The organism is Streptomyces sp. NPDC006798 (assembly GCF_040635975.1).
Classification (GTDB): Bacteria; Actinomycetota; Actinomycetes; order Streptomycetales; family Streptomycetaceae; genus Streptomyces.
Map to the genome: position 1 here is coordinate 1 of NZ_JBEYIS010000068.1, position 25,140 is coordinate 25,140.

Genomic DNA, 25,140 nt, shown 5'->3' on the forward strand with positions numbered 1-25,140 from the left:
CGTACCCCCACCGCGTGGACTCCCTCCTCCGCCTTGCGATCCACGGCACCAGACCCCGCTCGCTGATCCAGCCTGATCCGTCAGACACGCCCTAACGGGTTCGGCGGGTCAGGGCGCGTCGACCACGACGCGGCCGGAGGCCGGGAAGCGCGATGCGGTGCCGCCGGCGTAGGCGTACTCGACGCGGGCCTGTTCGGTGGCGTTCGGAACGGCGTTGCGGCAGCCGGTGCCGGGGCTGGAGCCGGACATCAGCTGGGAGCAGGGGCCCGGCTTGGTGTCCGGGAGCCCCAGGTTGTGGCCGATCTCGTGAGCGGCGATACGGATCTTGTCATAGCCCAGGGAGACCGCCTGGCTGCCGAGTTCGACCCGGCTTCTGCCGCCCGGGCGGACCGGGCCCAGGGTGGCCTGCGGCCACCCGCTGGTGGCGATGATCTGTATTTCGGCTCTGGCTCCGGGCGCGGCTTCGACCAGTCTGACGTTGTCGACATTGGCGTTCCAGATCGCCACTCCGGCCGCGACCGCCGACTCCCAGCCGACGGCCCGGCTGTCGTCGTAGTAGAGCGTCACCGGTGCCGCGGTCTTCGCCGCCGGTGCCGCCGTCGGCCCGGCCCCGGCGTGCGCCGCGGGCGCGACGGCCAGAACGAGCCCTGCCGCGGTACCGACTGCCTTGAGCCATCTGGAGTGCGGCATGTGCCGTCCCTTCGCTCGGGGCGGCCCGGTTCCCGACGGGACCGGGACGCGGGGAGAGGGGTGGCCGCGAACCGGGCTGCCCGGACGCCTGGTTGCCGCCCCTCCGGGCGCCCATGAGCATAGGGCGGGCGCGAGCGTTATGCCATGCACCTGTCATGAATGTCCGAGGGTCGACGGTCCCTGGGGCGTGGCTCAGGCGTGGCGGCCGCGCCGTGCCGACCGCAGGGCGATCCGGGTACTCGTCCGCTCCGCCCCCGTCTCCCGTTTGATCGTGCGCAGCAGCGCGTCCAGTTCCGCCGGATTCGCCACCCGCGCGCGGACGAGATAGTCGTACGCGCCCGTGATGTGCACGGCCTCCTCGATCCCCGGCAGCCCCACCACCGCCTGCTCGAACGCGTCGTTGTTGACACCGATACGGAGCGTCAGATCGATGAAGACGGTGAGCCCGGTCCCGGACTCGGCCGCGGGGTCGACGATCGCCGTGAACCCGGCGATCACACCGTCCCGGACCAGGCGCCGGACCCGGTCGGCGGCGGCGTTGGCGCTGAGGCCGACTCGTACGCCGAGATCACGGTAGGAGATCCGCGCATCCGTTCGCAGTACACCGAGGATTTCGCGGTCGAGGGCGTCCATGCCGCGATTCTCGCAGTGGGGACGGGATATCGGCCACGCCCGGGACCGCGCCGCCCGCAGGCTGCCGCTCCGAACGAACCGATGTGACGGAGGCGGAGATGGAGCGGTATCTGACGGCGGCGGCGGCGGCCGGGGCGGCGGCGGGGCTCGGGGTGGCGGTGCCCTTGGGAGCGGTGGGGGTGCTCGTCCTTCAGCAGGCGATGCGCGATCGGCGCGCGGGAGCGGCGGCGGGGGCGGCGGTCGCGGTGGTCGACGCGGCGTACGCGGCGCTGGCGACGGCGGTGGGTCCACTGGTGGCCGCGGCCCTGGCGGGAGTTGAGGCATGGGTACGGCTGGCTGCGGCGCTGGTGCTGGCGGCCATCGCCGCCCTGGGGCTGCTCGCTTCCCGGCGGCCCGCCCCCGGCCCGCCGGGCACGGTGCCGGGCGGGCCGGGAACGGCGGACACCGGTGGCCGGGCGGACGCCGCCCGGGTCTTCGTCCGGTTCGCCGCCCTCACCTTCGTCAACCCCACCACCGCCCTCTACTTCGCGGCCCTGACCACCGCCCAGGGCGGCGCGCTGCGGAGCGGGGCGGCCAAGGCGGCCTTCACCCTCGGAGTGTTCACCGCCTCCCTGCTCTGGCAGCAGACACTGGTCGCGGCTGGCGGCTTCGCGGGGCCGAGGATCCCGGACCGGGCCCGGGTCTGGACCTTCCGGGCCGGCTACGGACTGGTCGCGGGGTACGCGATCACGGTGGCGCTGCCGCTCCCCGCACTCTGACCGGACCGGCCGTGCCCCCGGCGGCCCCGAGGCGTCCGTTCTGAGTACGCCGCCGCGCCCGGCTGAGTACGGCTCCCGATCCGGGGCCGGGCGGCGGCTGATGGGATCGGGGCATGACTTCGCGCCCGCCCGACGCTCCCGACACCACCGAATGGACCGCCGATCGCATCCGGCTGTGGTCCCTCGTCTGTGCCGTGCTCTTCGTCCCGGTCGCCGGAATCGGCTGGCTGCTGACGTATCTGGGCGACGCCGACTGCCTCAACTACGGGGAAGGCTGCCCCGCCCCGCTTCCCGGCGTCGTCGTGTGGACCCCGGCCGTCGTCGCCGTCCTCGCCCTGTTCGTCGTGCTGCTGCTGCCCGAACGGGTCCGGCACGCCGGCATCGTCCGCCGGATCGCTTTCGCGGTCCAGGGCATCGCGCAGACCGTCGTCCTCTCGGTCGTCGTGCTGCCCCGCTGAGCCCCGGCCTCAGGCGCCGGGTCGCTCCGGAGGCGCAGAGCCGGTCGGGCCCGTCGCGCGGTCGGGCGCGCGGTAGCGGTGGATCAGCTCCGCCCGCTCCGGGAAGCGCTCCAGCAGATAGCCGGCCCGGGCGAGTGTCATATCGGCGTAGTCGAATCCGGGTGAGACCGCTTCACTGATCAGAGCGTGGTCACCGGTGGTGAGATGAGCCGCCTTCCACACCCCGCCGGGAACGGCCAGCACGAGCAACTGCCCCTCACGGGGCTCCTGGCCTAGAACGGCGGTGCGGTAGCCGCCGTCCGGGAAGAGCAGGTGGTAGGTGATCGGGTCGCCGTGGTGGTGGTAGTGCAGGATGTCGGACCGGTTGCGATGCCAGTGGCCGACGGGTGACCAGCGCGTCAGCAGATAGTGGATGGACGTCAGGGTGTGGCGCTCCCCGGCGGCCGTGACGATCGGCTCCCGGTGATCGGCCTGGAACGTCCGGCGGTAGTACCCGCCCTCGACATGCTCTTCGAGGCCGAGCCGCTCGATCCAGTCAGCCGCTGTGATCACGGGTTCTCCTCCGGTGCGCGGAGCCGTCCGGCCCGTACGCCGTTCCGGATTCTGCCGCACACCCGGACGTCACGGCGGAGCGCCGGCCGTCGGCTAGGCTGAATGCGGATCGTTGTTCCGATTGCGCGCCGGAGTGCCGGAGTGCCGGAGCACCGGTCCGCCTCGTCGGCGGTCGTTCGGAAGGAGAGCTCGGTGCCCCCTGCGGACCCGGGGAAAGGGGCGTCCGCCCGCAGCAAACGGGCCGACGCGGTACGCAATCAGCAGACACTGCTCGACGCCGCGGCGGAGGTGTTCTCGACCTCGGGAGTCGATGCCCCGATCCGCCGTATCGCGGCCAGGGCCGGGGTCGGACTGGGCACGCTCTACCGCCACTTCCCGACCCGGGCCGACCTCGTCACCGCCGTCTACCGCCACCAGATCGACGCCTGCGCCGAGGCCGGGCCGAAGCTGCTGGCCGAACTCGACTCCCCGTTCGACGCGCTGCGCGCCTGGATCGAGCTCTTCACCGACTTCCTGGTCACCAAGCACGGACTCGCCGACGCCCTGGGTTCCGACAGCGACCGTTTCGCCGCCCTGCACACCCATTTCATCGACCGGCTGACGCCCGTCTGCGCCCGGCTCCTCGACGCGGCCGTGGCGGCGGGCGAGATCAGGCCCGGCATCCGGGCCTATGAACTCATGCGCGGTATCGGCAACCTCTGCGTCGGACGCGACACCGATCCCCACTACGACCCGCGACGGTTGATCGAACTGCTGCTCACGGGTTTGCGGACGTCCTAGCCGTACCCGTCGACGCTTCATCGCGAGATGTCTGCGCCCCTCTTGTGCCGGTATTCGGCCAGGTCCGACGGGTTCGTGCCATGGTACGGCGATCCGCCCCCGGCGCCTGCGCCGTACCAGTACACAAGAAAGCCGGGTAGCCGGATGGCTGCCCCGTGTGCTGTGGACCGGTCGGTGGGGGAGGGGTTCGACGAGTGCTGGCCATCGAGGCGGCGGTACCGCCCGGAAGGTTCGGGGCGCGGTGGCCCCGGCGGCGTACGAAGGTCCGCCGGTGAGCGCCCGCCGACGCCGGACCGCACCGGCCCGGCGCCCACGGGCCCGGCGACGGTCCCGCCGTCCGGTCCGGGTCCGGCCGTCGGGCGACCTCGCGCTGATGTTCGTCCTGGCCGCGATAGCGGCGACCGTCGCGGCGGCGTCCGCGGTCGAATGGCTGCTGGCCCACTGGTGGATCCCGCTCGCCCTCGCCCTCGTCGCCGCTCTGGCGGGCGGGGCGTGGTTCACCCGGAGACGGCGGCGCGCGCAGTGGGAGGAGGTACGCGCCCGGGGCCTGCGCTACGGACCGGAGCAGCTGGACGCCCTGCATCACACCCGGTTCGAGGACGCGATCCGCGATCTGATGCTCCGTGACGGCTGCCGGGACGCGACCCGGGTCGGGGGCGGCGGCGACCTGGGCGCCGATGTGAAGGCCACCGACCCCTACGGCCGCCGGTGGGTGATCCAGTGCAAGCACCGCCGCAAAGGCGCGGCGGGTTCCGCGGTCGGCACCCCGGACCTCCAGGTCCTCAACGGCACCGCCCGCCAGGTACACGGCGCCGATATCGCGGTCATCGTCACGAACGGGCGGGTCACGGCCCCGGCCCTCACCTTCGCGAAGCAGCAGCGGCTCCATGTCGTGGACCGCCGGACGCTCACGGTATGGGCGTCGGGCTCCCGCCCCCTGTGGGAGCTCCTCCGCGCCCTTCCGCCACCCCGTAAACCCACCTCCCTCTCCTGAGACCGACGGGAAGGACGTCATGCTCCGGACCTCCGGCGCGTATCCGGAACGGCTCGCGGCCGCCGCCGACCGGCGGGCTCTCGACTGGTGTACGGCCGCCGGGCTGGTTCCGGACGAGCGGACCGCCGAACGATTCCGGAGGACGCGGTCCGGCGCCCTGGCCGCCTACGCCAATCCGCGGGCGGCCGCGGTGACCGTCGACTCCCTCGCCACCTGGCACGCCTTCGCCTGTCTGCTGGACGACCATCTGGACACCCGGGCCGACGCCGACCACGGGCAGTTGCTGTCCGGCCTGGCGGCCGTCACCGCCGGTGATCGCCGACCGGTCGCTGATCCCGACTCCGCCCCCCGGCACGTCCTGGCCTTCGACGACCTCTGGAGCCGGACGACCCGGTCGATGTCCGACCCGGTCCACGAGCGCTTCAGCCGCCACTGGGGCGAGTACTGGCGAACGCTCGGTTCGGAGTCCCTGCAACGCCGGGACCGGGCCCGCCTCTCGGTCGAGGAGTACATCCGCGTACGCAGGATCACCACGGCGAGCCGAGAGGCCGTGGATATCACCGACCATTTCGAACAGCGCTCCCTGCCGGACGAGCTGTTCGGCCATCCATGGCACCGGGAGCTGCTCGAATGCGCCGAGGACATCGTCGGCTGGGCCAACGATCTGGTCTCCTGGCGGCAGGAGGCCGACGGCGGCGAAGTGCACAATCTGGTGCTCGTCATCGCCCGCACCACCGGCCGGCCGCATGAGCGGGCGGCGGAGGAGGTGCGGGGCCTGATCGAGGAACGCGTACGGCACTTCGAGCGGCTGGCGGATCGCCCGCCGCACCCCGGACTCACCCAGCGGGCCGTCAGCCTGAGGAACTGGGTCCGGGGCTACCGGCGCTGGGCCGGTGAGAGCGGCCGCTACCGGCGCGCGGCCGACTGCGGACGCCCCACCGCCGCCGCTTCGGAGTGACGTTCAGCTCGCGCGCCGCCGGACCCGCCGCAGGCCGTACGCGGTGAGCGGGCCGCTGAGCGTCAGATACACCGCGGTCTCCAGCCACCGCAACGACCAGTAGCGGCTACCGGGGTGGTGGCGGACGTCGGCATGGAGATCGTGCCGGGCCAGGCGGACCGCCGTATCGCCGAATGTGCCGCGAGCACCGGTTCTGGGCGGGCTGTCCGGGCGGCCGCCGAAGACACTCGTACGGAGGGACGCGCCGTCCGGGGTGCGCGGCGGGCTCGTCTCGGCGATCCAGGCGTCGGCCGCCCGGGCCGGGGGGCCGGGCTGTCGACGCGCTGTCGTCATGCCGCTCAGGCTGGGAAGCCGGGGGCCTTCCGCGTACCGGCCGAAAGTACGAGAACCGCAGGCGCGCTGGCGGGTGGCCGGGGCGGTGCCCGCCGTTCCGCGGCGGCCGGGGCGGGCCGGGCGCGGAACGGCGGGCGGGGTGGGGACGGTCCGGCGGCGGGGCCGTCAGACTCCGGCGATGGACTGGATCCAGGGCCGGTACGCCGTCACATTGGTGTACGCCGTCATGGTCTGCCGGTCGCTGGTGGACGCCACGCCGACCTGGATGCCGCCTGCCATCATCGGGCCGCCGGAGTCGCCGCCGGCGGTGATGCCGTCGCCCCGGCGGGCGCAGATGGCGGAGCCGTTGTAGGCGTCGCGGCAGCCGCCGGTCACGGTCACGTTGGCGACCTTCAGATAGCGGGACTGGCAGTTGGCCTCGGAGCCGCACTGCGAGGTGGCGCCCCAGCCGTAGACCTGGACGTTCTGGTTGACGTAGACCGAGCCGGGCTGGCCGAGCCGGGCGTAGCTCGCCGCGACCGAGCGGTCGAGCCTGACCAGGGACAGGTCGGAGGAGGCGTGGTTGTAGACGGCCGACGCGTTGGCCACGGTGCCGCCGCTGCTCTGGTCGAGGCTGCCGATCCGGAAGGAGAGCCCGCCGCCGGTGACGCAGTGCTTCGCGGTGAGGATCCAGGTGGGCGCGATGATCGAGGCGCTGCAGGTCTGGCGGCCGTTGGAGAACAGCCGGGCCGCCCAGGGGGCGTCGCTCGCGTAGCCGCCGCCGATGATGGGCAGGGCCGCGGTGCCGCTGACGTCACGGGGCGCGCTCTCCACGGCCGGTGCGGGCGTGGGGGCCTGCGCGGACGCGGTGGGGGCGAGAGCGACGACGGAGAGCGCGGCGGTCGCGAGGGCGGGTACGAGTCTGGTGATACGCACGGGATCTGCTCCATGGTGTGGGGGTGAATTCCTGCCGGGATGCGCAGGAACGTCACGGGCACCACTTCGGGTTTTGTGGTGTCCATGACATATGGGGCTGCGGAGAATCTGGCAGACGCCCCGCCCGGCGCACAAGGGGTCGGCCGAAACGACTTCCACCGGGGTCGCCCGGATATCCGGGCACTCGGTACCGGTTATCGGTCACTGTCCGGGAATCGCTTGCCCGGGCCGCGCGCCCACCCGTAGGTTCGGTGGGGATCGGGCCGGTGCGGCGGTGAGGGAGACGGGTGGCCAGGGTCGTCGAGTTGTCGTACTACCCCGTCAAGGGGTGTGCCGGAGTCGCGGTGGACGATGCCGAGATGACGGTCGCGGGCCTCGCGTACGACCGGAGTTTCATGGTCACCGACGAGCGCGGCGGCTTCCGCAGCCAGCGCCGCTCCCCGCGGCTGGCGCTGATCCGCCCCGAGGTCGTCGACGGCGGCGGCCGACTTCTCCTGCGGGGACCCGGAACCGATTCCCTCGCCGTCGCGGTGGACACCTCAGGGCCCCGGCGGGACGTCAGCCTCTTCGGAGCCCCGTACCAGGGGATCGACCAGGGCGACGAGGCCGCGCGGTGGCTGACGGAGTTCCTCGGCGAGCCCGGCAGACTGGTCCGGGTACCGCCGGAACACCACCGGATCACCGACGGCCTCACCCCCGGCACCTCGGGCTACGCCGACAGCTGCGCCGTCCATCTGCTCTCCCGGGCTTCCCTGCGGGAGCTGAACGCGCGGCTGGCCGAACGGGGCGGCGAGCCGCTGCCCATGGACCGGTTCCGGCCGAATGTCGTCGTGGAGGATTGGGACGAGCCTCATACCGAGGACCGGATCCGCCGGGTCACGATCGGGACCGCGGAGCTGGCCTATGCCAAGCTCGCCGTCCGCTGCGCGGTGACGACCGTCGAGCAGACGACCGCCGTCCGGTCGGGGCCCGAACCCCTCCGTACCCTCGCCGACTACCGGCGGGCGGCCACCGGCGGTGTCGCCTTCGGGACGAAGTTCGCGGTGCTGGGCACCGGCAAGCTCTCGGTGGGCGACGAGGTCACCGTGGCGTCCTGGGGGGACTCCGAGCTGTAGCCGGGCGTGGCCGCGTCCCGCCGACCGCGCCGGGACGGCCGTACGGTACCCCTCCCCGTCCCCGCTCGGTCACCGATGCGCGCCGAGCGATACGGCTCCGGTACGGTCAGCGGCCCTCCGCGCGCCGGCGGGCGGACTCCCGGGCGGCCCGGCGGAGCGCCGCCTCCTCCTCCCGGCCCGAACGCTTCTGCCGTTCGCCCTCCGCGCGGAGCCGGTCGTCGCGCAGGGCGATACCGTCCGCCTCCTTCTTGCGGCCCATCACCTGCTTGAGCTTCGCCTTCGTCCAGCCCATGGTTCTCGTGCCTTCCCGGTCGGCCGGTTCGTTCCCGGCCCGGGTGCCCGGTACGGCGCATGTCATGCGGCCGGCGCCCCTCCGAATCGGCCGGCCGGGCCGTCCCCTCGCCTGACCGTCCCCCGCCGGACCTGCGGCGTCAGTCCCGGGAGACGTCCCTGACGTCCCTGAGGAAGACGATCCCGTCCTGGGCGGGCAGATGGGACGGATCCAGCGGGGCGTAGCCGAACCAGGGCGACACCCGGGTGGTCAGCGGCGCCGCGGCGAGTGCGCCCGCCACCCGCCGCGCGTCGACGACCCGCCTCTCCTCCGGGAGCGCGTACAGCAGTCCTTCGAGCGTGTCCGGCGGCGGGGGCCCCACCTCGTGGTGCGACAGGGTGCCGAGCGCCGTGGCCAGGAAGCCGTACTCCTCACCCAGCCGAAAGCTCACCTGCGCGCCCGCACTCCACCACTCCAGCGGCGCCCCGCCCATCCGCATCCCGCTCAGCCGCCGCTGGAGATGGGCGTTGTGGGCGAAGACCAGGGCCGGGCCCCGCTCGGCGAGCGCGAGCAGGTTCTCGGCCATCATCGCGTCCCGCAGCCCCAGCAGCCGGGTCATCCGGCTCGGCCCCGGCTCGGCCATCCAGTAGTGGTAGCGGAGCAGTCCGGTGGCCGTACGGCCGTACATCCGCGCCCGGTCCCACTCCTCCCGCGACCCCGCCGCGATCAGCTGCGGGGTCCGCTCGTACAGGAGCGCCACCAGATCGTCCGCGATCAGCCGCAGTTCCCGCGCCCGCGGCGACCGGCCCGCCGAGTGCGCCGGGTCCATCATCGCCGCCGGATGGACCCATGCCTCGTCCGTGCCGAGCAGCCGGTCCAGGGACTCCGCCGAGCAGGGCAGCAGCTCCGCATCGAGGCTCGCCGCGAGCCAGCCGTGCAGCGCCAGCAGGGACTCCCGGGGACAGGCGGCGCCGGTGATCTCCAGCGGGCCGTCGAAACCGGCGAAGCGCAGCAGATCGGCGCCGGACCGGCCGTCGTTGAAGGCGCGCATCCAGCGCACCAGCTCACGGTTGGCGGCGGAACCGCCGAAGCCGTGGCTGAAGCCCCGCTCCATGACGGTGTCGAGGGTGCCCGTGCCCGAGGTGATGTACGCGTCCACGGCCAGGCCCCTCAGACAGTCGCTCTCGATCGCGATCGTCCGGTACCCCTGCTGCTCCACCAACTGACGGAACAGATCGTTCCGGAGGTCGAGCAGGGCGTCCTCGCCGTGAGTGGGCTCGCCCAGGGCGAGCAGCCGGGGCCGGGCGGGGAAGAGGCTCATGACGGCTGCGGCCTCCACGGCGTGCGTGGAGTCCGTGAGGTCGATATCCATGGCCTCAACGGTATCGTTGAATGATCAGTTGAGACTTTCGCGGAAACCATCGCGATATCGTCGGCCCCATGGGGCGAAACCTTCAAAGCGATGAACGGCTGAGGCCGGTCGATCTGGCCCGCGCGCACGGACTCTCCACCCAGGCCGTCCGGAACTACGAGGAGGCGGGCATCCTGCCGCCCGCCGACCGTTCGCCGCACGGCTACCGCGGCTACACCCCGCTGCACGCCATGGCGCTGAGCGCCTTCCGGGCCCTGCTCGCCGGCCACGGCCACCGGACGGCCGCCGAGGTCCTGCGGGCCGTGCACACGGACGCCGTCGAGGAGGCGCTGCGGCTGATCGACGAGAGCCATGCCCAGCTCCTCGACGACCGCAGGACCATGGAGGCCGTGGAACTGGCCCTGCGCGATCTGGGCCCCGCCGCCACGGCCGGACCGGCCTGGGTGTCCGGATCCGAGGTGATGTTCATCGGGCCGCTGGCCGCCCGGCTCGGGCTGCGGCCCGCGACGCTGCGCTCCTGGGAACGGTTCGGCCTGGTGCGCCCGGCCCGCGATCCGCGGACCGGATACCGGATCTACGACGCGGCCGCCGTACGGGACGCCCGGCTCGCCCACCAGCTCCGGCGGGGCGGCCACCCCCTGGTCCGGATCGCCCCGCTGCTCGACCAGGTCCGGGCGGCCGGGGGACTGGAACCGCTGGAGGCCGCGCTCGGCGACTGGCGGGACCGGCTCTCGGGGCGGGGGCGGGCGATGCTGGCGGGGGCGGCGGAGCTGGACGCGTACCTCCGGCGCCGCGCCCCGGAGCCGCCTCGCCCCCCGAACCGGCCCTGAGCGGGCCCCCGACCCCGCCTTTCGCGCAGTTCCGCGCCCCGGGGCCCCAGCGCCTCGGCCCTCCGGGTGGGGGCCGCGCCATCCGCCCTGCCGGGCGCGCGTTGTCGGGCGACCGCGCGCCGTCGTGGCTTGTCTCGCAGTTCCCCGAGCCCCTAAAAGCTCCCCCGGCGCCGTCCCTGAAAATGGGGCCCGCCTCTCCGCAAGGGCGGTCAGGAGGGCAACCAGGGGCGCGGGGAACCGCGCGACCAGCCACAGCCGGGCCGCGGACCGCCGACGACAACAGGTAGCCGGGCGCGGCCCGGGTAGTTCGGGGCGGTGCCGTGGAGGGCCGAGGCGCTGGGGGTCCCCCCATCGCCGAAGGCATAGGGGGCGGAACTGCGCGACAAGCCAGCGACGGTCCGCAGGCCGCGAACAACATCAGGTCGCCGGGCGCGGCCCGGGTCGTGGCGTTCACCCGGAGGGCCGAGGCGGTGGGGATCCCCCCGTCGCCGGAGGCATCAGCGCGCCGCCCCTGTTCGGAAGGCGGACAGCACTTGCGGGGACGGTTAGGCAAGCCTTGCCGTTCACACTCGCACCACCTCGGGGCGCTGCCGGTTCGCCGGTCCGCCCGCGGCGAGCGCTCCACCGACGCAGCCTGGCCGTCCGCTGCCGGATTTCTCGCCGACGGGACCCATGTGAAGCACTCCGCCCCCGGTCTGTACGACCCCACCCGTGAACACAGCGCCTGCGGCGTCGGTTTTCTCGCCCGCCTCGACGGCACGCCGAGCCATGACGTCCTGCGCAAGGCCGACGAGGCGCTCCGCGCCATCCCGCACCGCGGCGGCAAGTCCGCCGAGGGCGTCGGCGACGGCGCGGGTGTGAGTGTCGACCTGTCGGTGGAGTTCTTCACCGCCCTCACCGGCCACGAGCTGCGGGCCGGGCGCTTCGGCGTCGCGAACTGCTTCGTCCCGGCCGACGCCGCCCGCCGGGACGGCGCGCTGGAGCTGGTCCGCCGGAGCATCGCCGGGCAGGGGCTGGAGATCCTGCTCGTCCGGGACGTCCCGGTCGACCACTCCGTGGCGCCGCCCGCCGCCGAGCCGTACCAGCTTCCCCTCACGCAGTGGGTGTTCCGGGCGCCCGACGCCGTCGAGGACATCGACGCCGCCGCCCACCGCGCCCTGCTGGCCGTCGAGGCCACCGCGTACACCGATGACGCGTACACCGGGCTCTATCCGCTGTCGCTGAGCGCCAGGACCCAGGTACTCAAGGGACGGCTGAACGCCGGTGAGGTCATCGGCTACTTCCGTGACCTGCGCGATCCACGGCACTCCGTCCGGTCGCTCTACTTCCACACCCGGTTCTCCACCAACACCGAGCCGCATCCGACGATGGCGCAGCCGTTCCGGCTGCTGGCGCACAACGGCGAACTCAACACCGACCGCAAGAACCGGCTCGCGGACGAGGCCCTGGCCCGCGCCCGGGGCCGGGAGATCGTCCGCCCGCCGGGACAGTCGGACTCCGGCAGGCTCGACCAGACCCTCCGGAGCCGGGTCTTCGACGACGGGCGCGACCTCCTCGAAGCCGTGGTGGCACTGATGCCACCCGCCTGGGAGAACGACCGGTCCCTGCCCTCCGACGTCCGGGACATGCTGGAGTTCTTCTCGCTCTCCGAGGAGAAGAACGACGGACCCGCCGCCATGATCTTCAGCGACGGCGAGGTGATCGGCGCCCGGCTCGACCGGCTCGGACTGCGCCCGCTGCGTACCGTCGAGACCGCCGACTATCTGATGGTCTCCTCCGAGGCCGGACAGGTCGCCTTCCCCGACCAGGAGGTGGTCCACCGGGGCCGGATCGAGGCCGGTGGCATGCTCGTCCTCGACCAGCGCACCGGCCGGGTGACCCGTACCCGTGAGGTACTGGCCGAGCTGGCCGCCCGGCGCCCGTACACGGAACTGCTCGCCGCGGCCCGGGTGAACCTGGACGAACTGCCCGTACCCGACGGTGCCTCCACCGAGGCCGCGACCGGTTACGACGGCGATCTGACGGTCGCCGGACGGTATGTGGCGTACGCCCTGAACCAGGAGAGCTTCCGGTTCCTGCTCGACCCGATGCTCGCGCACGGCGCCGAGCGGATCGCCGCCATGGGGTACGGCAACGCCATCAACGCCCTCAGCGACACCGAGGGCGGGATGGCGAAGTACTTCTCCCAGCGCTTCGCCCAGGTGACCAACCCGCCGCTGGACAGCATCCGCGAGGCCGACGGGATGAGCAGCCGGGTCGCCCTCGGCTCCCGGCCCGACGGCACGGGGCGGCCCGGCGGACGGCAGCTCGTCCTCTCCTCGCCCCTGCTCGACGATCTCGGCCTGGCCCGGCTGACCGCCCAGCGGATCGTGCCGCTGAACCGCTTCGACCTGCTCTACGAGCCCGTACCCGGCGAGGAGGGAGCCAACGCCGACGCCCTGCGGACGGCGCTAGACCGCCTCTGCGACGACGTCGAACGGTTCGCCCGTGAGGACGGCGGGATCGCCCTCCTCACCGACCGGGCCGTCTCGTCGGACCGTGCGCCGCTGCCCGCGGTCCTCGCCGTCGCCGCCGTCAACCAGCGCCTCGTCGAACGCGGAGCGCGCCCGCGCGTCTCGATCGTCGTGGAGAGCGGCCAGCTCCCCTCCTCGCACCATGTCGCCACCGTGCTCGGCTTCGGGGCCTCCGCCGTCTACAGCCTCAGCGCCCGGCTCCGGGCCGGGGAGAAGTACCCGGACACGGCCCCCGGCGGCGCCGAGGAGGCGGGTCGGGCCGTGGACCGGTTCCGCAAGGCGGTCGGGAAGTCCCTCGCCAAGACCATGGGCCGGGTCGGGCTCTGCACCGTCGAGAGCTATATCGGCGGCGAGTTCTTCGAACCCAACTACCTCGACACCGACGACGACGACCTCGCCCGGATCTTCCCGAGGATGGAGTCCCCCGTCGGCGGGGTCGGATTCACCCGGATCGCCCGCGCCGCCACCGAGTGGCACCAGCGGGCCCGTACGGTCGAGAACGAGTCCCAGATCCCGCTGCTCGGCCTCTTCAAGGAACGGTCCGACGGGGCGGGGCACTCCTTCGGCGCCAACGCCGTACGCGGCTTCGGCGCGATGACCGGGGAGCGGCCGGAGTCCGGCCGCCCCGACGACCCGGAAGCGCTGCGGCTGCTCACCCTCGGCCAGCTCGACGACGCCTTCGGTATCAGCGACACCGCCTACCGCGACACCGGCTACGACGCCCTGAGCGACGCCGAGATCGACGGCGCCGGAATCACCCCCGGCTACCGCGCCTTCGTCCGGACCACCTACGAGGAGCGGTCCCGGCGCCCCTCCGCGCTCCGGGACGTCCTGGCGCTCCCCGCCGATGTCACCGGGCTCACCACCCCGGAGGAGTTCGCCCGCGAACTGGGCCGGTTCTCCACCACCGGCAACGCGAGCGTCGCGGTCCGCGGGCTGACCGTCGCCGGTACCGACCGCCCCGGCGACGGCGACCGGATCACCGTCCGGCTGCGCCTCACCGACCCCGGCCCCGACGCCGCAGCCGACCACGCCGCGCTCGCCGCCGGACTGGCCGCCGCCCACCCGGGCGAGACCGAGGCCCTGCCCGCCACCACCGACGACGGCGTCCTCGTCACCGCCCGGGGCGCCGCCGCCCGGCTGCTCGCCCTGCTCCGCGAGGCGCCCGGCGCCGTACCCCTCGCCGAGGTCCGGCCCGCGCACGAGATCACCCGTACGCTCGCCTCCGGCGCCATGAGCCACGGCGCGCTCGTCGCCGCCGCCCACGAGGCCGTCGCCCACGGCACCAATATGGTCGGCGCCCTCTCCAACAGCGGCGAGGGCGGCGAGCACCACTCCCGGTACGGCACCATCCGGGGCTCGCGGATCAAGCAGTTCGCCTCCGGCCGGTTCGGGATCTGGGCGGGCTATCTCGCCGACCCGATGCTCCAGGAGCTGGAGATCAAGATCGGCCAGGGCGCCAAGCCCGGCGAGGGCGGCCAGCTCCCCGCGCCCAAGGTCACCGTCGACATCGCGGCGGCCCGGGGCGGCACTCCCGGGATCGAACTCGTCTCCCCGCCGCCGCACCACGACACGTACTCGATCGAGGACCTGGCCCAGCTCATCCACGACTGCAAGGCCGCCCGGGTCAAGGTCGTGGTGAAGCTGGTCTCCTCCGAGGGCATCGGCACCATCGCGGTCGGCGTCGCCAAGGCGGGCGCCGATGTGATCAATGTCGCCGGGAACACCGGCGGCACCGGAGCCGCCGCCGTCACCAGCCTCAAGTACGCCGGACGGTCCGCCGAGATCGGTGTCGCCGAGGTGCACCAGGCACTGGTCGCCAACGGGCTGCGGGACCAGGTCGTGCTGCGCTGCTCCGGCGCCCACCAGACCGGCGGCGACGTCGTCACCTCGGCGCTGCTGGGCGCCGACAGCTTCGAGTTCGGCACCACGGCGCTGATGATGCTCGGCTGCGTCATGGCGAAGAACTGCCATCTGAAGTGCCCGGCCGGGCTCACCACCAACGCCGAGGCGTTCGAGGGCGACCCGCGCGCGCTGGCCCGCTATCTGCTCAATGTCGCCCATGACGTCCGGGGCGTACTCGCCCGGCTCGGGCTCCGGTCGCTCCGCGAGGCCCGCGGCCGTACGGAGCTGCTCCAGCTCCTCGACCACCCGGCGGGCGTCGGACGGCTCGACGTCCGCGGACTGCTCGCCGCGGTCTCCGGGCGGACCGTCGAGGACCCGGAGCGCACGGAGCCCGACTTCCGTACCGACGACGCCCTGATCGACCTGGTCCGGGCCGCCCTGATCGACCGCCGCGAACCGGCCCTGCTCGTACCCGGCATCCGGCTCGGCAACGGCGACAAGTCCGTCGGCGGACAGCTGAGTATCGATGTCGAGCGGCTGCTCAACCACGGCGGGACCGCCGCCGAACTCGCCGATGCGCCGGCCGTCATGACCGACGACCGGGGGCGGCGCCGCCTCGCCGACGGCGCCGTACGGATCCGTACCAGCGGCTCCGCGGGCCAGTCGTACGGCGTCTTCTGCAACGACGGCATCACCCTCGAACACACCGGTACCGCCAACGACGGCGTCGGCAAGAGCCAGAGCGGCGGCCGGATCGTGGTCCGCGCCCCCGGCGGCGGCGCCCCGGAACCCGGCGGCAACGTCCTCATCGGCAACTTCGCGCTCTTCGGCGCGACCGGCGGCCGGACCTTCGTCGAAGGGGAGGCCGGGGACCGGTTCGCGGTCCGCAACTCCGGCGCGACCGCCGTCGTCGAGGGCCTCGGCGACTTCGGCTGCGAATACATGACCGGCGGCGCCGTACTCAACCTCGGCGGCTTCGGCAAGGGCCTCGGCAACGGCATGAGCGGCGGATTCCTCTACCAGTACGACCCGGCCGGCGAACTGGCCGACCGGGTCAGCGCCGACTCCCTGCTGGTCTTCCCCGTCACCGACACCGAGCACGGCGCCTTCCACGAGGAGGCCGTACGGCTCCTGCTCCGCTGGCATCTGGAGGCCACCGGCTCCCCGCTGGCCGCCCGGCTGCTGGAGAACTGGGCCGACGAGCGGCGATACGTCTACTGCGGGATGCCCCGCGCCCTGCTGCTCTACCAGGACGCCACCGAGATCCTGGCCGCCGCGACCCGTAACGAACTGCTGGACGAACTCGCCGGGTCGATCGCCACCGACAAGCTCCGCGCCTTCAAGCTCGACTACCGCGACCGCAGGACCGTACTCGGCGGCCGGGCCCCGGCGCTCGGCGACCGCGACGGCGACGACATGTTCTCCCTGCTGTCGTCGTACGCCGTACTCGGCGTCGCCCAGGACGTCGCCCGCGAACGGGTCCCCGGCGCCACCGGACCGAACGACCCGAAGATCACCGCCACCGTCCGCAACCTCGTCCTCACCGAGGACTTCGCCGTCCGGCGGCGCGTCGTCAGCTACCTCCGGGGCACCCTGGAACGGTTCGCCGACGACGAACTCGCCACCCTGATCGCCATCAAGCGCCTCGACGACTACAAGCGGGCCCTGCGACAGCGGAACAACGCCAGCATGGACGCCCCCGGCACCTACGGCTGGATCATCCACCAGAACACCAAGAACGCCGGGCGCGCGCGTGCCGCCCGGTTCGACGAACTGCTCGCCACCGCGGCCATGGACGACCTCGCCGGACGTCTGACCCCGCGGACCGCGACCGAGGCGGTGACCGCGTGACCCTCCTTGCCCCGACCGGCTCCCTCATCCCCGCCGACGCCCCGTTCTCCGCCGAACAGGAGGCCTGGCTCGCCGGATTCATCGCCGGGATCTCCGCCGCCGGACGCCGGGACGACGCGGGCGAACCGCCCGCCGCCACCGTCGACGTCCTCTTCGGCACCCAGACCGGCACCGCCGAACTCCTCGCCGGGGAGGCCGTCGCCGGGGCCCGCGCTCGCGGCCTCGGCGCCGACGCCACCGCCCTCGACGCCGTCACACCCGAACGGCTCGCCGCCCTCTCCCATCTCCTCGTCGTCGTCTCCACCTACGGCGAAGGCGAGATGCCCGACAACGCCGGACTCTTCTGGGACGCCCTCCGGGCCGAAGGGGCGCCCCGCCTGGAGGGACTGCGCTACGCCGTCCTCGGCCTCGGCGACCGGGGCTACGACGACTTCTGCCACGCCGCGAAGCTCATCGACGCCCGGCTGGCGGAACTCGGCGCCACCCGGATCCACGACCGGGTCGACTGCGACGTCGAGTACGAGGAGCCCGCCGCCGCCTGGACCACCGCCGTACTGGACCGGCTCGCCGAGGAGACCGGCGCCACCGCGGGCGCCGCGCCGGCGGGCGCCGCCGCGACCGGCCCGGCGACCCCCGCCACCCGCTCTCCCTGGAACAAGCGGAACCCGTACCGGTCCCGGCTGCTGGTCAACCGGCTGCTGTCGGCCCCCGGCAGCGCCAAGGAGATCCGCCACTACGAGTTCGACCTCGGCGACAGCGGCATCGACTACCGGGCCGGGGACGCGCTCGCCGTCGTCCCCGTCAACGACGAAGCGCTCGTCGGCGCGCTCCTCGACCACCTCGGCGCCACCGGCGACGAGGAGACCGGCGGACCGCCGCTCGCCGAGGCCCTGCGCACCGGCCGCGAGATCCGCACCCCCTCGAAGGAACTCCTCGCCGACCTCGCCGAACGCGCCCCGGACGGGGAACTCGCCGCCGTACTCGCCCGCGGCGACCGGGCCGCCGTCGACGACTGGCTCGCCACCCGCGACGTACTCGAACTGCTGCGGGACGCCGGATCCGCCGCGCCCGGCGCCGCCGAGCTCCTGCCGCTGCTCCGGCCGCTCCAGGCCCGGCAGTACTCCATCTCCTCCAGCCCGCTCGCCCACCCCGGCCGGATCCACCTCACGGTCGCCTCCGTCCGGTACGACTGCCCGGGCCGCCGCCACACCGGCGTCGCGTCCACCTACCTCGCCGACCGGCTCGCCGACGGCGCCGACGCCGGTGTCTACCTCCAGCCCAACGCCTCCTTCGGCGTGCCCGCCGACCACGACACCCCGATGATCATGATCGGCCCGGGGACCGGGATCGCGCCGTTCCGGGGCTTTCTGCACGAACGCGCCGCCAGTGGCGCGGGCGGCCGCAACTGGCTCTTCTTCGGCGACCAGCACCGCGCCACCGACTTCGTCTACGAGGACGAACTCGCCGAACTCCGCGACCGGGGCGTGCTCACCCGGCTCGACCTCGCCTTCTCCCGCGACCAGACCGAGAAGATCTACGTCCAGACCCGGATGCGGGAATCCGCCCGCGAGCTGTACGGCTGGCTGGAGGACGGCGCGTACCTCTACGTCTGCGGAGACGCGTCCCGGATGGCGAAGGACGTCGAGGCGGCCCTGCTGGACGTGATCGCCGGGCAGCGCGCCCGGGGCGCCGACGACGCCGCCGACTATCTGGCGGAGCTGCGCCGGGCCAAGCGCTACGTACGGGATGTGTACTGAGCATGATGGACCAGCGGCCCGAACCGTCCCCCGCCCGCGCCCTGTGCGCGTTCGACGCCCACTGCGGCGACTCCGTACGCCGGGTCGACCCGAGGACACCGGATTTCGTCCGCTGTCTGACGCTCTTTCAGTACGTGCACGCGGTCACCGGCGGGCCCGTCGCCCGGATCGAACAGGCGGGCGACTACGCGGTCCCGAGTCTGCGCGGCGAAGCCTTCGCCGTCCGGCCCGGCTCCATCACCCTCCGGGTCGACGGGGACGGCATCGCCTCCGCCGGGGTCGTCCGGGACGAGGCCGGCAAAACCGTCTCCCTGCTGCTCCACGACACCGAGGGCCGGATCGCGCACCGGGGCCAACTGCTCTCCGAGGGGGACCGGCTGCTCGCCGGGCTGACCCCGGTGGCCGACCCCGGGCCGCCCGGCGGGCCGCCCCCGGCGGCGGTCTCGCCGCCCTGGGAGGACGGCGACCAGCTCGCCCAGCTGGACGCGATCCTGGTGGACGGCGGGCTCGCCCGGCGCCGCGCGTTCGACCGCTACCGGGGGGAACACCGGCCGGTCGGCCCGGCGGTACTGCCCGCCGTACTGGACCACCTCTGCTCCGCCGGACTGCCCGTCGGGGTCGCCGTCTTCGCCCGCTCCGCGGCCGTACAGGCGTACGCCGGACGGATCCAGGTCACCGACCGGACCATGGGCGGACGGCTCTTCGCGGCGATCGGGGAGAGCGCCGTCGAGATCGACCTGCCCCGGGTACGGGCCTGCCGCCTGGTCCGCTCCCGGGCGGCCCACGGACCGACCTCGGCCGTCGAACTGGACGACGCGGACGGCCGGTGCGTCGCCGTCCTCACCCAGTTCGGCCTGGTCGGGCAGCGGGTCCACGAGGAGTGGGAACATCTGGCGGCGTCCCTGCCGGACGCCTGACGGACCGACGCGGACCCGGGGCAGCCCTTACCATGGGCGGGCCCGCCGGACGCGGGTGACGGCGCGGAGGGAGACGGGGTGAACGACGAGGGACGGCCGCGGCGGCGGGGGCAGGGGGAGCTGGAGGCCGAGGTGCTGGGGGCGTTGCGGGAGGCGCCGGGCCCGGCGAGCACCGCATGGGTGCAGGAACGGCTCGGGGGAGCCCTGGCGTACACCACCGTGATCACGATCCTCACCCGGCTGCTGGCCAAGGGCGCGGTGACCCGGGAGAAGTCGGGCCGCTCCTTCCGCTGGACACCCGCCGCCGACGAGGCCGGGCTCGCGGCGCTGCGGATGCGGCGGGTCCTGGACGGCGAGAGCGACCGGGAGGCCGTACTGGCCCGGTTCGTCACCGGCCTGGAACCCGGCGACGAGCGGCTGCTGCGGGCGCTGTTGGAACGGGCCGGGGACGCCGAGGAGTAGAGAAGGTCATGGGGATCTTCGTTTTCCTGCCACTGGTGCTGCCGCTGACGGCCTGGCCGGTCGCCCGGCTCGCCGAACAGCGGCTGCACCCCAGGACGGCGACCCGGCTGCTGTCGGGCGTCGCCGGGGTGCTCGCGCTCTGCAGCACGCTCTGTCTGGCGCTGCTGATGGTCGTCGGTACGGCCCAGCTCCCCGGGAACCCCCTGCCCGACGGGTGGTCCGACCCGGAGGTACGGGCCGCCGTGCCCTATGACGAGGTCGCGGGGAAGGCGGCCATCCCCGCCCTGATCGCCGTGGTCGCCGTCTGCGCGGCCACCGCCCGGCGGCACGTACGGGTCCGCCGCCGGGCCGAGCGGGCCCTGAGGGGCCTGCCCCCGACCCCGGTCGCGGTGGTCGCCGACCCCGTACCGTACGCCTTCGCCCTGCCCGGCGGCCGGGGCCGGATCGTGGTCAGCACGGCGCTGCTGGACGGGCTCGAACCGGCCGAGCGGCGGGCCCTGTTCGCCCACGAGCGGGCCCATCTGGCCTGCCGTCACCACCGGTTCGTCCTGACCGTCCAGCTCGCGGCCCGCGCCAACCCGTTTCTGCGGCCCCTGCTGACCGCCGTCACCTACACCACCGAGCGATGGGCCGACGAGGAGGCCGCCACCGCCGTCGGCAGCCGCCGCACGGTGGCGCTGGCGATCGGCCGGTCGGCGCTGCTGGCGCCCGCCGCCGGGTCCGCCGGATTCCCCGGCGGCGCCGGGTTCGCCGGTTTCGCGGTCGCGGGCCCGGTACCGCGCCGGGTCGCGGCGCTGCTGGCACCCGCCCCGGCCGGGGCCGTCTGGCCCTCGGTCTTCACCACCGTGGGCCTGGCGGCCTGGGCCGCTGCCGTGGGCACCACCGCCTCGGCGTTCTCCTCGGCGAACTCGGCCGTCACACTCTTCCTCATCCTCCGCGCGGCCACGCCGATGTGACGGGGCGTCATTAGTGGGCCGCGCGACGGCCGCCGCGGGGCGGCCGGGGGGCCGCGTGACGACGGGGATGCCGCCGCGCCGATGCGGCGGCGCCCGGCCGTGGGCGTGCCCGCCTCGCCCGGTGCCCCGGCCGTGACTCCCTCCGCCCGGTGCGGTCGCGACCGGCTACCGGGTCAGGCCCCCACCCGGCCGGTGTCGTACGCCCACATCGCGATCTCGACCCTGTTCCGGACGCCGATCTTGGTCAGCAGGCTGGCGACATGGGTCTTGACGGTCGTCAAGCCGATACACAGCTCGGCGGCGATCTCGGCGTTCGTGCGGCCACGGGCGACCAGCGTCAGGACCTCCTCCTCGCGTCCGGTGAGCGGATCGACCGGCTGGGTCCGCCGGCTCGGCGGTTGCCCGGCGGCGAAGGCGGCCAGCAGCCGCCGGGTGATGTCCGGCGCGATCAGGGCATCGCCGACGGCGGCGGCATGGACGGCCTGGACGAGCAGCGCCGGCCCGGCGTCCTTGAGCAGAAATCCCCGGGCGCCGGCCCGGAGCGCGCCCTGGATGTACTCGTCGAGGTCGAATGTCGTGATCACTACGACCGCGATCGGGTCCGGGACGCCCCGCCCGGCGAGGATCTTGGTGACCTCGATACCGTCGAGCCCGGGCATCTGGATGTCGACCAGGCACACGTCGGGGCGGAGCCGGTGCGCCAGTTCGACGGCGGCGTGGCCGTCGGCGGCCTGGCCGACGACCTCGATATCGGGCTGCGCGTCAAGGATCATCGCCAGGCCGGTGCGCACCAGATCCTGGTCGTCGGCCACCAGCACACGTACCGTCATCGGCCCGCCCGCGTCGGCATCTCGGCGTCGACCGTCCATCCGCCCCCGAGCGCCGGCCCGGCCCGCAGCGTGCCGCCGAGCAGTTGCACGCGCTCGCCCATCCCCAGCAGCCCGAAGCCGTGGCTCACCGGCCGCGCCGGGTCGATCTGTCCGTCGTCGGTCACCCGCAGTCGCAGCCTTCCCGCGTCTTCCACGACCCGGATCTCCACCCGTGAGGCGTTGCGGGCGTGCCGCAGGGCGTTGGTCAGCGCCTCTTGCGCCAGCCGGTAGACCGCCGCGTCGACCTGGGGCGGAAGTTCGTCCAGCTCGTCCGGCACCTGCACGTCGACGACCGGGACCGGGGCGCGTCGGGCGAGGGACACCAGGTCGGCGACGCCGGGCCGGGGCGCGCACTCCACGGGCGCTCCGTCGCGCAGCACCCGGACCACGGCCCGCATCTCCGCGAGCGTCCGCGACGCTTCCCCCTCGATGGCCACCAGCGCCTGGAGCGCCGCTTCGGGTCGCTGCCCGGCCGTCGCCCGGCCCGCCTGCGCCTGTACGGCGATCGCCGAGACGTGGTGGGCGACGATGTCGTGCAGCTCGCGCGCGAGCCGCACCCGCTCCTGGCCGCGGCTCTGGTCCAGCGCCCGGCGCCAGCTCTCGGCGCGGTAGCGGAACGCCGCTCCGCCCGTCGCCGCCGCCGCCAGGACGCCGAATCCGCCGATGACGTCGGCCGGCCCGGTGTAGTCGGCGACCGTACCGATTCCGGCGGCGACCGCGACCACCGCGAGACCGGTCACGATCTCTCGCCCCGAGCCCCAGCGGACCAGCGCGTAGACGAGCACCAGGAAGTAGATCATCGTATCGAGGCCCACGCTCGGGGCCCCGCCCAGCAGGCGCGCCAGTCCCAACGCCGTCGCGGTACCGAAGGCCACCACGACACAGGCCAACGGGTGGGTACGCCGCCACAGCAGCACCGGCGCGAGTCCGACCGCCACGATCGTCGCGAACGGCCGCCAGGCGACATCGTCCCGGAGAGCTCCTTCGAGCAGAGCCGCCACCGTGAGCACCCCGACCAGCACCCAGTCGCGCGACACCCGTTCGGGAGCGTCCGCGGCACGGGGCTCGGCCCACAGCGAGCTCAAGGCTTTGGTGGTGGTCACAGAGCCAGCCTAGGTGCCGCCGAGGCGTAGGGGACCGGCCGAAAGAGGGAGACAGCGCTGCTCCGACCGGCCTGAAGAACGAGACGCCGGCTCTCCCGACGGCCGAGCCGGGTCCGGCCCCGATGCCGATGTGCCCGCCGCCGGACTCGGCGATCGTGGCCTTACCAGCCCTCGCCACGACAAGGGAGCCCGCGATGAGAACACATCGACCCACCACGACCGCGCTGGACGACCAGCCGGTCCCGGTGCGAGCCAAGCTCGCCGCGGCGTGGACGAGCTTGATGTTCCTGTACGCCTATGTGGACATCATCGCCTTCTTCAAGCCCGGCGTCGTCGACGACATCGAGGCCGGCCTCGTCTGGGAGTTCGACGTCAGCCAGACGCTGTTGACCACCTTCCTCGTGCTCATGGCGATCCCGATCCTGATGGTCGTGCTGTCGATGACGCTGCCCGCCCGGGCCAACCGCGTCACGAACCTCGTCGTGGCCTCGATACAGGTCCCCTTCGCGGCATTCAACGCGGTGGGCGAGGACTGGACGTACTTCTACGGCCTCGGCGTCGCGCTGGAAGTGACCGTCCTCGCCCTCGTCCTGCGGTACGCCTGGACCTGGCCCCGCACCGCGCCGTCGGCCACCGAGGCGGCCGGCCCGGACCGTGAAACCGTTCACGCCCGGCAGCGAGCGTGAACCCGGGAGCGGTCGCCGGGGACTTCCTCGTCCGTCCCGTACGAGGAAAGCGGCCCCCGACATCTCCGGGGGACCGCCTCCGCCTCGCGATGGCACGTACCGGACGCCGGGTGCCCCGCCCTGCGGGCGGACGGCGCCATTCGCCGGACGCGGCCTATCCCTCGCCCTCGTCCTCCATCGCGTCGCCGATCTCGTCGACCACCTCGGCCGCGACCAGACCGCCCGCCGCACCGACCGCGAGCCCGGCCGCGCCCGCGGCGACCGCCGTCCCCATGCCGGGGCCCGAGCGGTGACCGCCGTGGTCGTGCTCGGGTCCGTGGCCGTGCTCGTGGTGCGCGTACGGGTCGCCGTGGTCGTGGCCGTGCGGCGCCGGTACGCCGACGACGCCGCGGCCCGCGACCAGCCGGCGGAGCCAGGCGTCCACGGCCTCCGTCCAGTCGCGGTGGGGCACCCCGTCGTGGCTGACGACATGCCGGCTGACCGCGTCATGGCCGCCGGAGAAGAACCCGGCGGGCTTGTCGGCCGCCAGGATGATCTCCATTCCGCCGGGGTTGGCGAGGAACGTCACCTCCAGCTCGCGCATCGCGTGCGCGTACCGGGGCGCGGGCGTCAGCTCGATCTCCTGGTAGAACGGCAGCCGCTGGCCGGTGCCGCCGATCCGGCCGAATTCGAGATCGGCGGACTCGAAGCCGAACCCCAGCCGTCCGAGGGCTGCCAGTACGGCCTCCTGCGCGGGCAGCGGGCGTACGGTGAGCCGGTCGAGGTCGCCCTTGTCCTTGGCGCCGGAGACCGCGAGTTCGGTCCGGACCCCCAGCACGATGCCCAGCGGCTGCCCGTACAGCTCGGTGACCGGGGTCTCCCACGGCACGGTGAGACCGAACGGCAGGGAGTGCCGCTCTCCGGCCGGGAGCCGGAAGCCGCCGCCGACGGTGCAGCGGCCGAAGGCGACCACGCCCTCGGTCTCCCCGCCGTCGTGTTCGGCCTCGACCCGGGCGATCAGTTCGAGGGCGATGTGGTCGATGTCGACATCGGTCTTTCCGCCGTCCAGGACGACCTGACCGGTCAGGATGGCGCCGGGCAGGACCGGGCCCGGGTCGAGCACGGTGTCCACCGAGGGGCCGCCGACTCCGAGCGATCCGAGCAGCCGTCTGAGCATCATCGGATGGGTACTCCTTCACGTGCTGATCTTGCGGTGCCCGGTGCCGCCGGGGGGTGCGGCACCGGGCGGGACTGTGTCGCGCGGTGTCAGCCGGCCGCGGCCAGCTCGGCCAGCGCCTGGGCCCGGCGGACGTACTTCAGCGCGGCCAGGTCCGCGACGGTCTTCACACCGAACGCCTGGTCCAGCAGTTCGCCGTCCCGGTCGGAGACGCCTTTGAGCGCGGCCACGGGCGCGGCGAGCACCTCCGTGACGGGCTTGTCCGCCCATGCCTGGTCCAGCACCTCGGTGAGATCGATCGACGTCATGTACGTCCTCCGGAAAGGGTGGGTGGGCAGGGCGGCGCGCGGTGCCGTCGGCCGCGCC

At 73.7% G+C, this 25,140-nt stretch carries 24 protein-coding genes; 13 read left to right on the forward strand and 11 right to left on the reverse strand.

The window, feature by feature from the left end; translation table 11 throughout:
- Positions 1-108: 108 nt before the first annotated feature.
- Positions 109-690, reverse strand: a complete 582-nt coding sequence (locus tag ABZ714_RS31045; protein ID WP_358828679.1) for a snapalysin family zinc-dependent metalloprotease — start codon at positions 688-690, stop codon at positions 109-111.
- 192 nt (positions 691-882) lie between these two features.
- Positions 883-1,323, reverse strand: a complete 441-nt coding sequence (locus ABZ714_RS31050) for an Lrp/AsnC family transcriptional regulator (RefSeq protein WP_358828680.1) — start codon at positions 1,321-1,323, stop codon at positions 883-885.
- Between the two features lie 83 nt (positions 1,324-1,406).
- Here ABZ714_RS31050 and ABZ714_RS31055 point away from each other — a divergent pair, with 83 nt between their 5' ends.
- Together ABZ714_RS31055 and ABZ714_RS31060 are read left to right on the forward strand one after the other, a co-directional pair.
- Positions 1,407-2,081 carry a hypothetical protein gene (locus ABZ714_RS31055; protein ID WP_358828681.1) on the forward strand — a complete coding sequence of 225 codons (675 nt, stop codon included), beginning with the start codon at positions 1,407-1,409 and terminating at the stop codon, positions 2,079-2,081.
- Between the two features lie 113 nt (positions 2,082-2,194).
- Positions 2,195-2,539, forward strand: a complete 345-nt coding sequence (locus tag ABZ714_RS31060) for a hypothetical protein (protein ID WP_358828682.1) — start codon at positions 2,195-2,197, stop codon at positions 2,537-2,539.
- Positions 2,540-2,548: 9 nt separating this feature from the next.
- Here the strand turns inward: ABZ714_RS31060 and ABZ714_RS31065 are convergent, their stop codons facing one another.
- Complete coding sequence (locus ABZ714_RS31065) at positions 2,549-3,091, reverse strand: cupin domain-containing protein (RefSeq protein WP_358828683.1); 543 nt, start codon at positions 3,089-3,091, stop codon at positions 2,549-2,551.
- A gap of 192 nt (positions 3,092-3,283) precedes the next feature.
- Here ABZ714_RS31065 and ABZ714_RS31070 point away from each other — a divergent pair, with 192 nt between their 5' ends.
- From ABZ714_RS31070 to ABZ714_RS31080, 3 genes are all read left to right on the forward strand, one after another.
- A complete protein-coding gene (locus ABZ714_RS31070) occupies positions 3,284-3,871 on the forward strand; it encodes a TetR/AcrR family transcriptional regulator (protein ID WP_358828684.1) in 588 nt (195 codons plus the stop codon).
- A 373-nt stretch (positions 3,872-4,244) separates the two neighbouring features.
- Positions 4,245-4,865, forward strand: coding sequence for a restriction endonuclease (locus ABZ714_RS31075; protein WP_358828712.1), 621 nt, complete (start codon positions 4,245-4,247; stop codon positions 4,863-4,865).
- A 19-nt stretch (positions 4,866-4,884) separates the two neighbouring features.
- Positions 4,885-5,823, forward strand: a complete 939-nt coding sequence (locus tag ABZ714_RS31080; protein ID WP_358828685.1) for a terpene synthase family protein — start codon at positions 4,885-4,887, stop codon at positions 5,821-5,823.
- A 3-nt stretch (positions 5,824-5,826) separates the two neighbouring features.
- Here ABZ714_RS31080 and ABZ714_RS31085 read toward each other — a convergent pair whose 3' ends face one another.
- Both ABZ714_RS31085 and ABZ714_RS31090 read right to left on the reverse strand, forming a co-directional pair.
- On the reverse strand, positions 5,827-6,156 hold the full coding sequence (locus tag ABZ714_RS31085) for a hypothetical protein (RefSeq protein ID WP_358828686.1): 330 nt from the start codon (positions 6,154-6,156) through the stop codon (positions 5,827-5,829).
- A 165-nt stretch (positions 6,157-6,321) separates the two neighbouring features.
- A complete protein-coding gene (locus ABZ714_RS31090; RefSeq protein ID WP_358828687.1) occupies positions 6,322-7,071 on the reverse strand; it encodes a trypsin-like serine protease in 750 nt (249 codons plus the stop codon).
- Between the two features lie 287 nt (positions 7,072-7,358).
- Here ABZ714_RS31090 and ABZ714_RS31095 point away from each other — a divergent pair, with 287 nt between their 5' ends.
- A complete protein-coding gene (locus tag ABZ714_RS31095; protein WP_358828688.1) occupies positions 7,359-8,186 on the forward strand; it encodes an MOSC N-terminal beta barrel domain-containing protein in 828 nt (275 codons plus the stop codon).
- A 106-nt stretch (positions 8,187-8,292) separates the two neighbouring features.
- Here the strand turns inward: ABZ714_RS31095 and ABZ714_RS31100 are convergent, their stop codons facing one another.
- Positions 8,293-8,544, reverse strand: a complete 252-nt coding sequence (locus ABZ714_RS31100; RefSeq protein ID WP_358828689.1) for a hypothetical protein — start codon at positions 8,542-8,544, stop codon at positions 8,293-8,295.
- 73 nt (positions 8,545-8,617) lie between these two features.
- Positions 8,618-9,829: an erythromycin esterase family protein gene (locus tag ABZ714_RS31105; protein WP_358828690.1), complete on the reverse strand. Its 1,212-nt coding sequence runs from the start codon at positions 9,827-9,829 to the stop codon at positions 8,618-8,620.
- 68 nt (positions 9,830-9,897) lie between these two features.
- On the opposite strand from ABZ714_RS31105, the gene ABZ714_RS31110 reads away from it, so the two are divergent.
- The 6 genes from ABZ714_RS31110 (at position 9,898) to ABZ714_RS31135 (ending at position 20,960) form a co-directional block, all read left to right on the forward strand.
- Entirely contained in the window at positions 9,898-10,659 is a 762-nt protein-coding gene (locus tag ABZ714_RS31110; RefSeq protein ID WP_358828691.1) for a TioE family transcriptional regulator, read from the forward strand.
- A 674-nt stretch (positions 10,660-11,333) separates the two neighbouring features.
- Positions 11,334-16,868, forward strand: a complete 5,535-nt coding sequence (locus ABZ714_RS31115) for a glutamate synthase-related protein (RefSeq protein ID WP_358828692.1) — start codon at positions 11,334-11,336, stop codon at positions 16,866-16,868.
- Positions 16,865-18,625, forward strand: coding sequence for a sulfite reductase subunit alpha (locus ABZ714_RS31120; RefSeq protein WP_358828693.1), 1,761 nt, complete (start codon positions 16,865-16,867; stop codon positions 18,623-18,625). Before ABZ714_RS31115 ends, ABZ714_RS31120 begins: the two co-directional genes overlap by 4 nt.
- Positions 18,626-18,627: 2 nt before the next feature.
- Positions 18,628-19,542, forward strand: coding sequence for a hypothetical protein (locus ABZ714_RS31125; RefSeq protein WP_358828694.1), 915 nt, complete (start codon positions 18,628-18,630; stop codon positions 19,540-19,542).
- Between the two features lie 78 nt (positions 19,543-19,620).
- Positions 19,621-20,004, forward strand: coding sequence for a BlaI/MecI/CopY family transcriptional regulator (locus tag ABZ714_RS31130; protein WP_358828695.1), 384 nt, complete (start codon positions 19,621-19,623; stop codon positions 20,002-20,004).
- A gap of 8 nt (positions 20,005-20,012) precedes the next feature.
- Positions 20,013-20,960, forward strand: coding sequence for a M56 family metallopeptidase (locus tag ABZ714_RS31135; protein WP_358828696.1), 948 nt, complete (start codon positions 20,013-20,015; stop codon positions 20,958-20,960).
- A 173-nt stretch (positions 20,961-21,133) separates the two neighbouring features.
- Here the strand turns inward: ABZ714_RS31135 and ABZ714_RS31140 are convergent, their stop codons facing one another.
- Positions 21,134-21,790 (reverse strand): response regulator transcription factor, encoded by a 657-nt coding sequence (locus ABZ714_RS31140; protein WP_358828697.1) that lies wholly within the window; start codon positions 21,788-21,790, stop codon positions 21,134-21,136.
- Entirely contained in the window at positions 21,787-22,932 is a 1,146-nt protein-coding gene (locus tag ABZ714_RS31145; RefSeq protein ID WP_358828698.1) for a sensor histidine kinase, read from the reverse strand. Before ABZ714_RS31145 ends, ABZ714_RS31140 begins: the two co-directional genes overlap by 4 nt.
- A 194-nt stretch (positions 22,933-23,126) precedes the next feature.
- Here ABZ714_RS31145 and ABZ714_RS31150 point away from each other — a divergent pair, with 194 nt between their 5' ends.
- A complete protein-coding gene (locus tag ABZ714_RS31150; protein ID WP_358828699.1) occupies positions 23,127-23,618 on the forward strand; it encodes a DUF6326 family protein in 492 nt (163 codons plus the stop codon).
- A 154-nt stretch (positions 23,619-23,772) separates the two neighbouring features.
- On the opposite strand, the gene ABZ714_RS31155 is transcribed toward ABZ714_RS31150, so the two are convergent.
- Entirely contained in the window at positions 23,773-24,777 is a 1,005-nt protein-coding gene (locus tag ABZ714_RS31155) for a sporulation protein (RefSeq protein WP_358828700.1), read from the reverse strand.
- A gap of 86 nt (positions 24,778-24,863) precedes the next feature.
- Positions 24,864-25,082, reverse strand: a complete 219-nt coding sequence (locus ABZ714_RS31160) for a hypothetical protein (protein WP_358828701.1) — start codon at positions 25,080-25,082, stop codon at positions 24,864-24,866.
- Between the last annotated feature and the right edge of the window lie 58 nt (positions 25,083-25,140).